General features: G+C 70.3%; 12 protein-coding genes. 6 read left to right on the forward strand and 6 right to left on the reverse strand.

Going from position 1 to position 14,600, the window contains the following annotated elements; translation table 11 throughout:
- Positions 1-27: 27 nt before the first annotated feature.
- Positions 28-1,221 carry a selenoneine synthase SenA gene (gene senA / locus QUV35_RS06560; protein ID WP_366945402.1) on the reverse strand — a complete coding sequence of 398 codons (1,194 nt, stop codon included), beginning with the start codon at positions 1,219-1,221 and terminating at the stop codon, positions 28-30.
- On the opposite strand from senA, the gene senB reads away from it, so the two are divergent.
- The 3 genes from senB (at position 1,214) to QUV35_RS06575 (ending at position 3,464) form a co-directional block, all read left to right on the forward strand.
- The gene (gene senB, locus QUV35_RS06565) at positions 1,214-2,188 is read left to right on the forward strand and encodes a selenoneine biosynthesis selenosugar synthase SenB (protein WP_300871761.1); all 975 of its coding nucleotides are present in this window, start codon (positions 1,214-1,216) and stop codon (positions 2,186-2,188) included. The two genes, senA and senB, sit on opposite strands and share 8 nt — an antisense overlap.
- Positions 2,189-2,318: 130 nt before the next feature.
- The gene (locus QUV35_RS06570) at positions 2,319-2,702 is read left to right on the forward strand and encodes a RidA family protein (RefSeq protein ID WP_300871762.1); all 384 of its coding nucleotides are present in this window, start codon (positions 2,319-2,321) and stop codon (positions 2,700-2,702) included.
- 66 nt (positions 2,703-2,768) lie between these two features.
- On the forward strand, positions 2,769-3,464 hold the full coding sequence (locus QUV35_RS06575) for a haloacid dehalogenase type II (RefSeq protein WP_300871763.1): 696 nt from the start codon (positions 2,769-2,771) through the stop codon (positions 3,462-3,464).
- A gap of 70 nt (positions 3,465-3,534) precedes the next feature.
- Here QUV35_RS06575 and QUV35_RS06580 read toward each other — a convergent pair whose 3' ends face one another.
- Both QUV35_RS06580 and QUV35_RS06585 read right to left on the reverse strand, forming a co-directional pair.
- Positions 3,535-4,287, reverse strand: a complete 753-nt coding sequence (locus QUV35_RS06580; protein WP_300871764.1) for a DUF3047 domain-containing protein — start codon at positions 4,285-4,287, stop codon at positions 3,535-3,537.
- Positions 4,287-6,449, reverse strand: coding sequence for an FAD-dependent oxidoreductase (locus QUV35_RS06585; protein WP_300871765.1), 2,163 nt, complete (start codon positions 6,447-6,449; stop codon positions 4,287-4,289). Before QUV35_RS06585 ends, QUV35_RS06580 begins: the two co-directional genes overlap by 1 nt.
- 100 nt (positions 6,450-6,549) lie before the next feature.
- On the opposite strand from QUV35_RS06585, the gene QUV35_RS06590 reads away from it, so the two are divergent.
- Genes QUV35_RS06590 through QUV35_RS06600 form a run of 3 tightly spaced genes read left to right on the forward strand, consistent with a single transcriptional unit; the run spans position 6,550 to position 11,713 of the window.
- On the forward strand, positions 6,550-7,608 hold the full coding sequence (locus QUV35_RS06590) for a phosphotransferase (protein ID WP_300871766.1): 1,059 nt from the start codon (positions 6,550-6,552) through the stop codon (positions 7,606-7,608).
- The gene (locus tag QUV35_RS06595; protein WP_300871768.1) at positions 7,605-8,909 is read left to right on the forward strand and encodes a TIGR04283 family arsenosugar biosynthesis glycosyltransferase; all 1,305 of its coding nucleotides are present in this window, start codon (positions 7,605-7,607) and stop codon (positions 8,907-8,909) included. The genes QUV35_RS06590 and QUV35_RS06595 overlap by 4 nt, the downstream gene beginning before the upstream one ends.
- A gap of 44 nt (positions 8,910-8,953) precedes the next feature.
- Positions 8,954-11,713 (forward strand): cation-transporting P-type ATPase, encoded by a 2,760-nt coding sequence (locus QUV35_RS06600; protein ID WP_300871770.1) that lies wholly within the window; start codon positions 8,954-8,956, stop codon positions 11,711-11,713.
- Here QUV35_RS06600 and QUV35_RS06605 read toward each other — a convergent pair.
- The 3 genes from QUV35_RS06605 to QUV35_RS06615 are packed head-to-tail and all read right to left on the reverse strand — an operon-like array spanning position 11,698 to position 14,595.
- Entirely contained in the window at positions 11,698-12,303 is a 606-nt protein-coding gene (locus tag QUV35_RS06605; RefSeq protein ID WP_300871772.1) for a CDP-alcohol phosphatidyltransferase family protein, read from the reverse strand. The genes QUV35_RS06600 and QUV35_RS06605 overlap by 16 nt on opposite strands.
- On the reverse strand, positions 12,296-12,943 hold the full coding sequence (locus QUV35_RS06610) for an ATP-binding cassette domain-containing protein (RefSeq protein ID WP_300871774.1): 648 nt from the start codon (positions 12,941-12,943) through the stop codon (positions 12,296-12,298). Before QUV35_RS06610 ends, QUV35_RS06605 begins: the two co-directional genes overlap by 8 nt.
- Positions 12,940-14,595, reverse strand: a complete 1,656-nt coding sequence (locus QUV35_RS06615) for an ABC transporter permease (RefSeq protein ID WP_300871776.1) — start codon at positions 14,593-14,595, stop codon at positions 12,940-12,942. The genes QUV35_RS06610 and QUV35_RS06615 overlap by 4 nt, the downstream gene beginning before the upstream one ends.
- Between the last annotated feature and the right edge of the window lie 5 nt (positions 14,596-14,600).

Here is a 14,600-nt window from a genome sequence, read left to right on the forward strand (position 1 = left end):
CCGGCAACACCCACCGGCTCTTGAGCCTCACGCCCGAACGCTGCGAAAGCCGGCGAACAGGTCGTTGCGTTCTGCGCTGAAGTAGTTGCGGTACCGCGGGTGGCGCAGGCGCGCGTGGGTGGCGCTGCTGGCGCCCTTGAGCACCGGGCGGCCATCGAACCAGGGTTGTGAATAGTCGCGGTAGGGGTGGGGCACAAAGCCGGGGAAGGGCGCGAACGCGCTGGCGGTCCATTCCCACACCTCGCCCCACACAAAGCCCGGCACGGCGTGCGCCGCCACCTCCCACTCGGCCTCGGTGGGCAGGCGCCGACCGGCCCAGCGGCACCAGGCCTGCGCTTCGGTGGCACTCAGGTGGCAGGCCGCAGCCCGGCTGTCCAGCGCCTGCCAGCACCCGTTGGCCCGGGTCTGCCAGCCATCGTCCGAGCGCCGCAGGTGGCGCGGCACGGCGGCCAGACCGGCGTCCACCATCGGCAGGTAGCGCGCCCAGGTCACTGCGCCGGTGTCGATCTCGAACGCCTCCACCGCCACCTCGTGGGCATCCCGTTCGTTGTCGAAGGCAAAGCCGGGGCCGCTCCAGCCCTGCAGCCAGCGCGTGGCCGACACCCGGGTTTCGGCCGGCGCCGTGAACGTGACCGGGGGCCGGTGGCCGACGTCGATGCCCAGCGTCTGTGCCATGGTCACGGCGGCTTCGGCGTGCATGTCTTCATGGAACAGCGCGAGCCGAAAGAAGTACAGGCCCCTGTCGTCTTCGGTCGCCGTGTGCAGGCACTCCAGCGTGTCGTCCAGGCTCGCCGAGAGGTCGGCACGCGTGTCCTGTGCGCCGGGCAGGTGCAGCTGCCATCGGTGGTCGTGGGCCACGGTGCTGGAGTCGTACAGCGCATCGGCGTCGACACCCCGCCTGGCCTGGCGCGCCAGGCGCCGCGGTGCCAGCGGGTCGGCCTGCACGCCGCGACTCAGCTGCGGGTTGCGCGCGATCCACCAGTCGGCGAACCAGCCCACATGGCCCAGTTCCCACAGCGGCGGATTGAGCTCGGGCCAGCAGGGCACGCGCAGATCGGGACCGAGCGCGGCCTCGTACGCCGCGAACAGCCGCAGGCTGCGCTCGCGTGCGTCCACCAGCGCGGCGGCCAGGCTTGCCCGCCCGGCCTGGCGGGCCATGTCGGCCGGTGCCAGCCTGCCCGCCGGTGTGTCGCCCACAATCGAGCCCTCGCCCATGTCCATGAAAAAACCTTCGCTTTGTATCGTCACGCCGGCCCTGGCCGACGCCAACAACGGCAACTGGCAGACGGCCCGCCGCTGGGCCCGCATGCTCTCGGGCGATTATCGGGTGAGGCTGGCGCGGGCCTGGTCACCCGGGGACGAGGCCGACGGCCTGCTGGCCCTGCACGCACGCCGCTCGGCGCCCTCGGTGGCCGCCTTTGCAGAGGCCCATCCACAGCGACCGCTGGTGCTGGCACTCACCGGCACCGACCTCTACCGCGACATCGCGTCCGACGCGAGTGCGCAGCGCTCGCTGGTGCTCGCTCACCGGCTCATCGTGCTGCAGGAGCAAGGTCCGTTGTCGCTGCCGCCGGAACTGCGTGCCAGCTGCGAGGTGATCTTCCAGTCGGGCACGCGGCGCCGGACGCTGGCCAGGACCACCGACCACCTGCGCGCCGTGATGGTGGGCCACCTGCGCGATGAAAAGTGGCCGCAGACCCTGTTCGAGGCCGCACGCCTGATCGGCCCGCACGAAGGCATCCTGATCGACCACATCGGCGCCGCGCTCGACCCCGCGCTGGGGGAGGCCGCGCGCGCCACCGCGCTGGCCTGCCCGCACTACCGCTGGCTCGGCAGCCTGCCGCATGCGGTTGCGCGGTCGCGCATCCAGCGTGCGCACGTGCTGGTGCACACCAGCCGCATGGAAGGCGGCGCCCACGTGCTGGTCGAGGCGGTGCTCAGCGGCACGCCGGTGCTGGCATCGCGCATCGCGGGCAATGTGGGCATGCTGGGCGCCGACTATGGCGGCTACTTTCCCGCCGGCAATGCGCCTGCCCTGGCACAGGCGCTGCGCGAGTGCCGCGCAGACCTGGCCGCGCCAGCTGGCCGGCTCGCCACCCTGCAAGCACAATGTGGGCTTCGCGCGCCGCTGTTCGACCGGGGCACCGAGCACGCCCGCTTGTCGAGCCTGCTCAAGGGGCTGTTCTGAGCGAGCGCAACCGTTTTCATTGTTTACGCAGACTTCCATGAACACACCTTCTCCCGCCGCCGCCAGCCGGCCCCGCCTCACCAGCCCGACGCACCGCGGCGTTGGCGTGCGCCCCGAAGCGGGCTGAGCCATGGAGCGCAGGCGCATCAGCTCCGGCTCGCCGTTCGAGCGGCAGATCGGCTACTCGCGCGCCGTGGTCGCGGGCGACTGGGTGTTCGTCTCCGGCACCACCGGCTTCGACTACACCACCATGACCATTTCCGACAGCGTGGTGGAGCAGGCCGAGCAGTGCCTGCAGAACATCGCCGCCGCGCTCAGGCAGGCCGGTGCCAGCCTGGACGACGTGGTGCGCGTGAACTACGTGCTGCCCGACGGCGCCGACTTCGAGGCCTGCTGGCCGGTGCTGCGCAAACACCTGGGCGCGGCTCGCCCGGCCGCCATGATGATCACCGCTGGCCTGCTCGATCCGCGCATGAAGATCGAGATCGAGGTCACGGCTTTCAAACCACGCTGAATCCCGCTTTTTGCGGATTCACGACGTTCTCGTGCATTTGCGAAAAAGCCATCTCACCCACTGCCCATGACGCACGCCCCCATCCTCGCCTTCGACATCTTCGGCACCGTGGTCGACTGGCACGGCAGCATCCAGCGCGAAGTCGCCGCGCTTTTCCCGCAGGTGGACGCCGATGCCTTTGCACTCGCCTGGCGCGCCGGGTACCAGCCGGCCATGCAGCGGGTGCGCTCGGGCGAGCTGGGCTGGACGCTGATCGACGACCTGCACCGCCTGATCCTGGACGACCTGTTGCCGACGTTCGGTTTGACCTCACTCACCGAAGCGCAGAAACAGCACCTCAACAAGGTCTGGCACCGGCTCGACCCGTGGCCCGACGCGGTGGCCGGACTCACGCGCCTGAAGACCCGCCACACCCTGTGCAGCCTGTCCAACGGCAACCTTGGCCTGCTCACCAACATGGCCAAGCGCGCCGGCCTGCCGTGGGACTGTGTGCTGTCGGCCGAGGTGTTTCGCGCCTACAAGCCCGACCCGGCGACCTACCTCGGCGTGGCGCGGGTGTTCGACGTGGCGCCGTCGGAGGTGATGCTGGTGGCCGCCCACCAGGACGATCTGGCCGCGGCGCGCGCATGCGGCCTGCGCACCGCCTACATCGAGCGACCCCTGGAGTTCGGTGAGCGCCACCCCAAGGACGTGTCGGCCGATGCGGCCAACACCCTGCATGCGCGCGACCTGTTGCACCTGGCCGAGCTGCTCGGCTGCTGAGGAGCGCCGCGGTCTGATCCGGTCGCGCTCGATGAAGCCGCGGTGCCTGGCTCCGATGGTGCGTGACGCCTCAAGGCGCGCCGTCTGTCCACCGGAGGTCGGCCACCCAGCCGCGGCTGCTGGTGGCGGTGTTGTCGCTGTCGGCGCCCAGCAGCACGCGGGTGATGCGGGGTGCCCCGGCGCCCGCAGGCAGCTCGTCGGCGAACAGCGTGGTGAAGTCTTGCGCCACATCGCGCGACTCGTTGACCCAGCTTCCCAGAGGCGCGCCCTGGCCTTGCAGGCTGATGAACCGGACCCGTTTCGTGTAGGGGTTCGGGCCCTGTGTGAGCGACGGGTGCGTGCTGTCCCACACATAGCAGACGGTGGCCGGCGGCAGCGCCTCGCCGCTGACACTGCGTGCGATGCGCAGCACGGTGCGCTCGACAAAGGGCACACGGTCCAGCGCATGGTCGAACATCACGCAGACCTTCAGCGCGGCATCGTCACCCGCTTTCGTGAGGATGTCGGGCGGGGCCTTTCCGCCTGAGAGCGCTGTGTCCAGTCGCCAGCGCCACTGCAGCCGGGCCGGCGCGGCGCCGCTCCAGTCGTGCACCAGCGTGCCGTAGCTCGATGCCGTGACCACCTGCACCGCAGCCACGCCGTCCGCAAGACCGGCCTCGAAGCGCGTCGGGGGCAGGTCGGCCTTGGCCTTGGGGAAACCGACGAACCGCCAGGCGGGGTTCAGCGCGCCATCGGCCTGCACCAGCGCAGGCAGGGGTGTTCGGGCCGAGGCACCCAGGCTGGTGGCCAGCAGCAGCGCAGCCAGCGTTCGCGCGGGTGCCATCAACCGCGCCTCCAGTCATGAAACCGGCCCACCCAGGCCAGCAGCTGCTGCGGTGCGTGCGCGCGCTTCCATTCGCCGGCGGCGAACTTGTTGGCCTCGGCCAGCGTGGGGTAGGTGTGGATGGTGCCCAGGATCTTGTTCAGGCCCAGGCCGTGTTTCATCGCGAGCACGTACTCGGCCAGCAGGTCGGCCGCATGGGTGCCGACGATGGTCACGCCCAGGATGGTGTCCTTGCCCGGCACGGTGAGCACCTTCACGAAGCCGTGCGCCTCGCTGTCGGCAATGGCGCGGTCGAGGTCGTCGATGCCGTAGCGCGTCACCTCCACCGCGATGCCTTTTTCTTTTGCTTCCTGTTCGTTCAGGCCCACGCGCGCCACCTCGGGATCGATGAAGGTGGCCCAGGGGATGACCGAGTAGTCGGCCTTGAACTTCCTGAAGTCGCCGAACAGCGCGTTGACCGCGGCGTACCAGGCCTGGTGGGCCGCCACGTGGGTGAACTGGTAGGGCCCGGCGACATCGCCGGCAGCAAAGATGTTGGGGTAGAGCGTCTGCAGGTATTCGTTGGTCTCCACCGTCTTGTTCGTCGGAATGCCCAGTTCCTCCAGCCCGTAGCCGGTGAGGCGCGCGCTGCGGCCCACGGCGCACAGCAGTTCGTCGAACTCGATGCGCTGTTCGGCGCCGGCGTGCTCCACCACGAGTGTCTTCACACCGTTCGTGTTTTCCACGCGCAATGCCTTGTGGCCGGTGCGCACATCCACACCGTCCTTCGTGAGCGCCTGGCGCGCCAGTTCGCTCACCTCCGCGTCTTCACGCGCCATCAGGCGTGGCGCCATCTCCACCTGGGTCACCTGCGAGCCCAGGCGCGCAAAGCTCTGCGCCAGTTCGCAGCCGATCGGCCCTCCGCCCAGCACCACCAGGCGTCCGGGCACCTCGTCGAGCTGGCCGAACTTCTCCCACAGCGTGTCGCTGGTCACATAGCCGCTGTCTTCCAGCCCGGGCAGGGGCGGCACAAAGGGCCGTGCGCCGGCGGCAATCACGATGCTGCGGGTGGTGAGGGTCTGCGTGGTTCCGTCGTTCATGGCGATCTCCACCGTCCACGGGTTCACCAGCTTCGCGTAGCCCTGCAGCACCTCCACACCGAGGCCGGTGTATCGCTCCACGCTGTCGTGCGGTTCGATCGCGCGCACGATGTCCTGGATGCGCTGCATCACCGCCTTGAAACTGAACGTGGGCGCGCTGCTGTGCAAGCCGTAGGTTTCACCGTGGCGCATCTGGTGGGCGAGCTTGGCGCTCTTGATCAGCGCCTTGCTCGGCACGCAGCCGTAGTTCAGGCAGTCGCCGCCCATCTTGTGCGCCTCGACCAGCGTGACCTTGGCCTTGACCACCGCGGCGATGTAGGCCGACACCAGGCCGCCCGCACCGGCGCCGATCACGATCAGGTTGCGGTCGAACCGCTTGGGCTTCACGCTGGCCCAGCGCGCGTACACCTTGCGCTTTTGCAGCAGGCCCACGATCCATTTCGCGATCAAGGGAAACACGCCGAGCAGCACAAAGGAGCCCAGCAGCGCCGGGCTCAGGATGCCCTGCAGCGAATCGATCTGCGCCAGCTGCGTGCCCGCATTCACATACACCAGCGTGCCGGCCAGCATGCCGATCTGGCTCACCGCGTAGAAAGTGATCGCCTTCATCTTGGTGAGGCCCATCACCAGGTTGATCACGAAGAACGGCACCACCGGGATCAGCCTCAGCGTGAAGAGGTAGAACGCGCCGTCCTTCTCGATGCCGCGGTTGATCTCGGCCAGGCGGTTGCCGAACTTCGCCTCGATGCTGTCGCGCAGCACGAAGCGCGAGACCAGAAACGCCAGCGTGGCACCCAGGCTGGAAGCAAACGACACCAGCAGCGTGCCCCACCACAGGCCGAAGATGGCGCCACCGGCCAGCGTGATGATGGCGGCGCCCGGAAACGACAGCGCCGTGGCCACCACATAGAGGGCGAAGTACGCCAGCGACACGGTGAGCGGCTGCGCGGCGTAGAGTGCCTCGAAGCGGGCCTGGCTCTGTTTGAGGTAGTCCAGGCTCAGGAAGCGGCCCAGATCGAACAGAAAAAAGGCCGTGATGCCCAGCAGCACCACGGCCAGCAGAAAGATTTTTCGAAAGCTCACGACAATTCCTGTGTGGGGTTGCAGCCCGTTGGTCACCGGGGCCGCTGCATTCTTACATCATCCATCTTTCGCAACGCAGTCTTCACCAAGGTATCCCGGCGTGTCGCCCTCCACCGACCTCATTGACCACCTGCGCCTGGCCTTGCAGGCGCAGGGGCACCCCGCAGCCGGCCAGGCGCTGGAGCGCCTGCCCGACAAGGGTCTGGCGCACGACCATGTGCGCCTGGCCGGCACCGGTGCGCTCGCGCGCATCCCCAAGCAGAGCCAGCTCGGCCTGGCCGCGCAGGACAACCTCGACTACCAGCGCGCCTGTTTCGAACGCGCCGCACCCGCCGGCCACACGCCCGCCTTGCTCGGTGTGCTGCCGCCATCGACCCACCTGCCGCGTGGCGCGCTGCTGGTGCAGGCGATCACGGGCCGCCCGGCCCGCCTGCCGCAGGACCTGCCGGCCCTGGCCACCGCGCTCGCGGCCTTGCACGCGCTGCCTGTGCCCGCGCCGGCGGGTCGCGCACCCCTGTTGCATGCGCACGATCCCCTGCAGGCGCTGGCGCAGGAGATCGAGGCCCAGGCCCGGCACCTCGGCGCGGCCGGCTTGCCCGCCGCCGTGCAGGACGCCATCGAACGCGAGCGCCAGCGCCTGCAGTCCTGCCTGCAAGGCCCGGCCCGGCCTGCGCGCTGCCTCATTGCCTTCGACGCCCACCCGGGCAACTTCATCGTGCAACCCGACGGTCGTGCGGTGCTGGTCGATCTCGAGAAGTGCCGCTACGCCCACCCGGGGCTGGACCTGGCCCACGCCACGCTCTACACCTCCACCACCTGGGACCTGGACTCGCAGGCGGTGCTCACGGTGGACGAGGTGCTCGGTTTCCACGCGGCCTGGGCGGCTGCCGTCGGACCGCTGGCCGCCGGTGCCCGGCCCTGGCACGGACCGCTGCGCCGCGCCATGTGGTTGTGGTCCGTCACCTGGTGCGCCAAGTGGCGTGCGCTGTCACCGCAAGCGGCCCGTGCCGGTGCCGACGGTGAAGACTGGTCGGGTGAGCGCAGCGAGGCCGCGCTGGTGGACCATGTGCGCAACCGGGTCGACCACTACCTGCAAGCCGAGGTGGTGCAAGAGGTGATCGAGGGTTTCGACCGGTTCGAACGCGGGTTGCGCGCATGAGCCTGGCCATCATCGTGCCGGTGCTCAACGAAGCCGCCACGCTGGCAGCGAGACTGCAGGCGCTCGCGCCGCTGCGCGCGCGCGGTGCCGAGCTGCTGGTGGTCGACGGCGGCAGCACCGACGGCACCCCGGCCATTGCGCGCGCCCTGTCCGACCGCGTGCTGCAAGCCCCGCGCGGGCGCGCCGCCCAGCTCAACGCCGGTGCTGCCGCCACGCGGGCCGAGGTGCTGCTGTTCCTGCACGCCGACACGCAACTGCCCGCCGACGCCGACCGCCGGATGCACCAGGCCCTGCAGCGCGGCCACCGCTGGGGCCGCTTCGACGTGCGCATCGACGGTGATCACGCGCTGCTGCCCATGGTGGCCTGGTTCATGAACCAGCGCTCGCGTTTGAGCGGCATCGCCACCGGCGACCAGGCGGTGTTCGTGCAGCGGCGCTTGTTCGAATCGGTGGGTGGCTTCGCGGCCTTGCCGCTGATGGAGGACATCGACCTGAGCCGCCGGCTCAAGGCCATCGAGGCACCGGCCTGCCTGAGTGAGCGCGTGAGCACCTCGGGCCGGCGCTGGGACCAGCACGGTTTCTGGCGCACGGTGCTGCTCATGTGGCGGCTGCGCGCAGCGCACGCGCTGGGCCGCGATGCCCACGCCCTGGCGCTGCGCTACGGTTACCGGCCGCGCGCGCCGGCCGCCGTGGCCGTGCTGGCCAAGGCGCCGGTGGCGGGGCTGGCCAAGACGCGGCTGATTCCCCTGCTGGGCGCCGCCGGTGCTGCCCGCGCCCAGCGCGGCTTTGCACTGCAGACGCTGGCAACCGCCCGCGCGGCCAGCACCGGCGAGCTGAGCTTGTGGTGCGCCCCCGATGCCGCACACCGCTTCTTTCGCGCCCTGGCGGTGCGCCATGGTGTGGCGGCACTGTCCCAGCCCGCCGGCGACATCGGGCAGCGCATGGCGGCCGCCATGCAGCACCACTTTGCCCGGGCGCCGCACACGCCCTTGCTGATCGTCGGCACCGACTGCCCGGTGCTCACGCCGTCCCACCTGCAGCAGGCGGCCGACGCGCTGCAGGACCACGACGCGGTGCTGATTCCGGCCGAGGACGGCGGCTATGTGCTGATCGGTCTGCGCAGGCCCGTGCCCGAGGTGTTCACCGAAGTGCCGTGGAGCACCGCGCAGGTACTCGAGCGCACCCGGGAGCGCCTGCGAGGCTGCGGTGCGAGCTGGCAGGAACTGCCCACCCTGTGGGACGTGGACGAACCCGCGGACTGGTTGCGCTGGCAGGCGGCCGCGCCCCGGGCTGTTCCTTGACACGTGTCATGGCGCGTCGCCGCGAAGTGCCTTAGCGTGAAGGCATGAGCGGCACAAACCCCCCCGGCAACCCCTCGCCAGCGCCTGCGCCGTGGCACGCCCGCACGGCCCGTGAGACGCTGCAGGCCCTGCGATCCACCGAACAGGGCCTGAGCACCGCTCAGGCCGACGAAGGCCTGGCCCGGCACGGTCCGAACCAGCTGGTGGCCGAGGCGCCACCCGGCCTGTGGCGTCGGGTCGCGCTGCAGTTCCACAACCTGCTGATCTACGTGCTGATGGCGGCCTCGGTGACCACCGCGCTGGTGGGCCACTGGCTCGACGCCGGCGTGATCATGTCCGTGGTGCTGCTCAACGTCGCCATCGGGGTGCTGCAGGAAGGCAAGGCCGAGAAGGCCTTGCAGGCGATCCGGCACTTGCTCGCGCCCCACGCCATGGTGCTGCGCGATGGCCACCTCGTCGAGATCGACGCCGCCGGGCTGGTGCCGGGCGATGTGGTGCAGCTCGCCTCGGGGGACAGCGTGCCGGCCGATGTGCGCCTGCTGGTCCACCACGGCCTGCGGGTGGACGAGTCGGCGCTGACCGGCGAGTCCGTCCCGGTGGACAAGTCGCTCGATCCGGTGGCCCCTGCCGCCGCGCTGGGCGATCGTCTGTGCCTGGCCTTCGCCGGCACGCTGGTCACGCAGGGCCAGGCCCGTGCGGTGGTGGTGGCCACCGGATCACAAACCGAGATGGGGCGCATCGGCCGCTTGCTGGAGACGGTGGAGACGGGCACCACGCCGCTGTTGCGCAACATGGCCCAGCTCGCCCGCTGGATCACGCTGGCGGTCATGGGGGCCGCGGCGCTGCTCTTTGCTTTCGGCACCCTGGTGCGCGGGATGCCGGCGGTCGAGATGTTTCTGACGGCCGTGAGCCTGGCCGTGGCGGCCATTCCCGAGGGCTTGCCCGCCATCATGACCATCACGCTGGCCATCGGTGTGCAGCGCATGGCTGCGCGCCATGCGGTGGTGCGCCGGCTGCCCGCCGTGGAAACGCTGGGTTCGGTCACCGTGATCTGCTCCGACAAGACCGGCACCCTGACGCGCAATCAAATGACGGTCCAGCAGGTGGTGCTGGCCGACCAGTTCATTGATGTGGAGGGTGTGGGCTATGCACCCGAAGGGCATCTGCGCGACGAGGGTCGGCCCTTGATGGCTGGCGAGTTGTTTCGCGATTCGCCGGCCCTGCTGGCCTTGGCCGAGGCGGCCGCGCTCTGCAACGATGCCAGCCTGCAGCAGCGGCCCGAGGCGGGCAGTGGCCAGGCCCCGGGCGGCACCGGGGTGTCCTGGCAGCTGACCGGCGATCCGACGGAGGGCGCCTTGCTCTGCCTCGCCATGAAGGCCGGCATCGATCCGGCGGAGCTGCGCCTCGAGCGCGCGCGTCTTCAGGCCATTCCGTTCGAATCGGAGCACCGCTTCATGGCCACCGCGCATGCCCGGGCCGGGTGTCACCAGGTGCTGCTCAAGGGTGCCCCCGAAAGCGTGCTCGTGAGGTGCAGCCACCAGCTGCTGCGCAATGGACAGGAGGCGCCGCTGGATGCGCAGCACTGGAACGCGGCCGTGGAAGCGCAGGCCCGCAGTGGTCGACGGGTGCTGGCGCTGGCGCGCGGTCGGCTCGGTGATGGACAGGCGCTGAATCACCAGACGGTCAACCAGGGCCTGACCCTGCTCGGTCTGGTCGGCATCATCGATCCGCCGCGCGACGAAGCCATCGCGGCGGTGGCGCAGTGCCGGGCGGCCGGCATCCGCGTGAAGATGATCACCGGTGACCACGGCACGACCGCCAGTGCCATCGCGATGCAGCTCGGCATGGGACAGGCGCTGCGCGCGGTCACCGGCCCGGAAATCGAGGCCATGGACGACCAGGCCCTGCGCCAGGCGGTGCAGGACACGGACGTGTTCGCGCGCGCCAGCCCGGAGCACAAGCTGCGGCTGGTGCAGGCCTTGCAGGCGCGCGGTGAGGTGGTTGCCATGACAGGCGACGGGGTGAACGACGCCCCCGCGCTCAAGCAGGCCGATGTGGGTGTGGCGATGGGGAAGAAGGGCACCGAAGCCGCCAAACAGGCTGGCGCCATCGTGCTGGCCGACGACAACTTCGCCTCCATCGCCCACGCGGTGGAGGAGGGGCGCACGGTGTACGACAACCTGCGCAAGACGGTGGTTTTCCTGCTGCCCATCAACGGCGGTGAGTCGCTCTCGCTGTTGGCCGCCGTGGTGTTCGGTCTGGCGCTGCCGATCCTGCCGGCGCAGATTCTCTGGGTGAACATGGTCAGCTCGGTGGCACTGGCCATGGTGCTGGCCTTCGAGCCCACCGAGCCCGACGTGATGAAGCGCAGGCCCCGGCCCGCCACGCAGGCCATGCTCTCTTCCTTCGTGTTGTGGCGCATCGTCCTGGTGTCCACACTGTTCCTGATCGGCATCTTCGGCATCTACCGCTGGGCACTGGACATGGGCAGCCCGATCGAGGTGGCGCGCACGATGGCGGTGAACACGCTGGTGGCGATGGAGATCTTCTACCTGTTCAGCGTGCGCTACCTGAAGGCGCCCTCGTTCACCTGGCGCGGCGTCCAGGGCACGCCCCGCGTGTTGCTGGCGGTGGCGGGGGTGCTGGTGCTGCAGGCGCTGTTCACCTATGCACCCTTCATGCAGACGCTGTTCAACACGCGGGCGCTGGACCTGTTGCAGCTGGCACTGTGTGCGGGTGCCGGGCTGGCGGTGCTGCTGGTGCTGGAGCTCGAGAAAACCCTGCTGCGTCACTTCAGGCGCTGACAGCCCCAGCCGATGCGCAGCGCCGTGGTGATCGCGCACAGCGCTGCGAAGCCCCAGGCGATGGGCGCGAACCACTGCGGCCACAGGCACATCGCCACGAACGCGGCGATGGTCTCGGTGGCCTCGGTCAGGCCGCCCAGGAAGTAGAAACTCTTGTCGGGCAAAGCGGTCGATGTGATCCCGCGCTGGGCGGCCACGATGGCAAACGCCAGGAAGCTGCTGGCCGTGCCGATGAAGCTGGCCAGCAGCACCGCCGCGGGCAGGGCGTTGTGTGCCGGGTCGGCCACGGCAAAGGCCAGCGGGATCGACGCATAGAAAAGAAAGTCCAGCGTGATGTCGAGAAAACCGCCCCGGTCGGTCGGTTGGGTGAGGCGCGCCACGGCGCCGTCCAGGCCGTCCATCAGGCGCGAGAGCAACAGCAGCACCAGACCCGCCAGGAAGTGCTGCAGCCCGATCGCCACGGCCGCGGCCATGCCGATGGCAAAACCGGTGACGGTGAGCATGTCCGCACCCATGCCCGCGCGCACCAGCGTGCCGGCGACACGGGCCAGCAGCGGCCGGATCGCCTGCTGGATCGCCCGGTCAAGCACGGCCCAGCTCCAGCACCAGCGCAGCGTCGGCCACGTCGGCCGCGTCGTGCGTCACCAGCACGGCGGGCACGCCGCTGTCGCGCAGGTGGTCGAACACGAAGGCCCGGAACTGGTCGCGCAGCGCGGCGTCAAGCTTGGAGAACGGCTCGTCGAGCAGCAGCGCGCGGGGGCGCGCCAGCAGCGCGCGCATGAGGGCCACGCGCGCGCGCTGCCCACCCGAGAGCGTGGCCGGATCGCGTTCGCCAAAGCCCGCCAGGCCGGCGTCCTGCAATGCGTCCTCCACCGCAGCCAGCCGCTCGCGCCGGGGCCCGGCGGGCACGGCAAACAGCAGGTTCTCGGCCACCGTCATGTGGGCGAACAGCAGGTCGTCCTGGAACAGCAGTCCGACGCCGCGTTGTGCGGTGGGCAAGGTCGTGAGCTCACGCCCGTCGAGCGTCACCGTGCCCTCGAAGCGCAGGGCTTCACTGCCCTCGGTCACGCCTTCGAGCGTGCCGGCGATGGCCGCGAGCACCGAACTCTTGCCGCTGCCACTGGGCCCCATCAGCGTGAGGATCCGGCCCGGCGCAACCTCGATCCGCAGGTCTTGCACCAGCGTGTGGGTGCGGGTGGCGAGTTGCCGGATGTGAACGCAGAGTGTCATGCGGTGGTGTGTCGAAAACGGCGGGGGCGGCCCAGCCAGGACGCCATTGCAAAGGCGAGCACCGGCAGGGCCAGCTGCAGCCCGGCGTAGGCGCTGGTGAGCGAACGCTGTCCGCCCGACGCGAGTGTGACGGCTTCGGTGGTGACGCTGGAAAAGCGGCCGGCGCCCAGGTACAGGGTGGGCAGGTACTGCGCCACGCTGACCGCGAAACCGACCGCGGCGGCCGAGGCCAGCGAGCGTTTGAGCAGCGGCCACTTCACGCGCAGCAAGAACGCCCAGGGCGAGCGGCCCAGGCTTGCATTGAGCTGGGCGTAACGCACATCGAACCCGAGGTAGGCCGGGCCCAGTGCCAGCAACACATAAGGCAGCACCATGAGCGTGTGGGCGATCAGCAGGCCGCTGGCCCGGCCCTCCAGCCGCAACTGCAGCCCCACGCCGTACAGCCCCACCACCCACAGCACGGCCGGCAGCACCAGCGGCAGGTAGAGCAGCGGACGCAGGGTGTCGTCCCAGCGGCGCGGCGCCAGCTCCAGCCAGGCCACGCTCCAGGCCAGCGCGATGGCGCTGCTGCCCACCGCCAGCCAGAGCGTGGTGACCACCGTGCCGCTGCTCTGCGCCACCTGTTCCCAGGCAGCGGCAGTGAAGCTTTGCGGCCACACCGACGGAAAAGCCCACACGCCGCTGATGCTGCCCACCGCGAGTGCCAGCAGCACGGCGGCGTAAACACCCATCAGCAGCCACAGGCCAAGGTCGCTGCCGTGCGATCGCGCCGGCTCGCCTCGCACGCCGTGCCCGTGCGCCAGCAGCCTGCGCCGCAGGCGCTGCGCGGCCAGCCAGGCCATGCTGCAGCTCAGCACCAGCAGCGCCAGCAGCAGGCCGGCGGCCGCGCCTTGTGCGTAGGTGGCCGGGTCGGCGTCCTGCAGCCATTGCCAGGCCAGCACGGCCAGCGTGGGCGGCGAGGCCGGGCCGATCACCAGCGCCATGTCCACCACGGTCAGGCCGTAGGCCAGCACCGCCAGCAGCGGCCAGCGCAGGCGCCCGGCGAGTTGCGGCCACAGCACCAGCCAGAAGGCGCGGCGTGGCGCATAACCGAGCGTTTGCGCCAGGGCATGTTCGGCGCGCCAGCGCTGGCGCACGTCGTCGCGCTGCAACTGGGTCGCTGCGGTCCAGAGCAGGAACGGAATCTCCTTGATCACCAGCGCGGCGATCAGGCCCAGGCCCCAGGGGTCTTGCGTGGTGGGCCAGGGCGGAGGGCTGTCGAATCCGGTGAGCCAGGGCGAGAGCGCGCGCAGCAGCCAGCCGCTGGGGGCCAGCAGGAACAACAAGCCGATGGCCAGTGCGGCATGGGGCGTGGCCAGCATCACCGGCAGTCCGCTCAGCAGGCGCGCCAGGCGCTGGCGCACGAAGCCACGCGCCAGCAGCGCGGCCGCACCCCACCAGGCCAGCAGCGTGGACGCCAGGCCAGTCCACAACGTGAGCAGCACAGCGTGGCGCAGCGCCGGGTCTTGTGCGAGCGAGCGCCAGGCGGCGCTGTTGCTGCCGGTGCCCAGCGCTTCCCACGCCGTCCACAGCAGGGGAACGGCGGCCAGCGCCAGCAGCACGCCGGCAGCTGCGCGTCGCAGCCGGCCGTTGCGGGCAGCGGTGTGTGCCAAGGCGC

The sequence above is a fragment of the Hydrogenophaga sp. genome (genome assembly GCF_030373225.1).
GTDB lineage: Bacteria > Pseudomonadota > Gammaproteobacteria > Burkholderiales > Burkholderiaceae_C > Hydrogenophaga.

Bases quoted from the DNA above. Each gene is read 5' to 3' on its own strand.
- senB (WP_300871761.1), top strand. From the start codon at position 1,214: ATGTCCATGAAAAAACCTTCGCTTTGTATCGTCACGCCGGCCCTGGCC.
- senA (WP_366945402.1), bottom strand. From the start codon at position 1,221: ATGGACATGGGCGAGGGCTCGATTGTGGGCGACACACCGGCGGGCAGG.
- QUV35_RS06570 (WP_300871762.1), top strand. From the start codon at position 2,319: ATGGAGCGCAGGCGCATCAGCTCCGGCTCGCCGTTCGAGCGGCAGATC.
- QUV35_RS06575 (WP_300871763.1), top strand. From the start codon at position 2,769: ATGACGCACGCCCCCATCCTCGCCTTCGACATCTTCGGCACCGTGGTC.
- QUV35_RS06580 (WP_300871764.1), bottom strand. From the start codon at position 4,287: ATGGCACCCGCGCGAACGCTGGCTGCGCTGCTGCTGGCCACCAGCCTG.
- QUV35_RS06595 (WP_300871768.1), top strand. From the start codon at position 7,605: ATGAGCCTGGCCATCATCGTGCCGGTGCTCAACGAAGCCGCCACGCTG.
- QUV35_RS06600 (WP_300871770.1), top strand. From the start codon at position 8,954: ATGAGCGGCACAAACCCCCCCGGCAACCCCTCGCCAGCGCCTGCGCCG.
- QUV35_RS06610 (WP_300871774.1), bottom strand. From the start codon at position 12,943: ATGACACTCTGCGTTCACATCCGGCAACTCGCCACCCGCACCCACACG.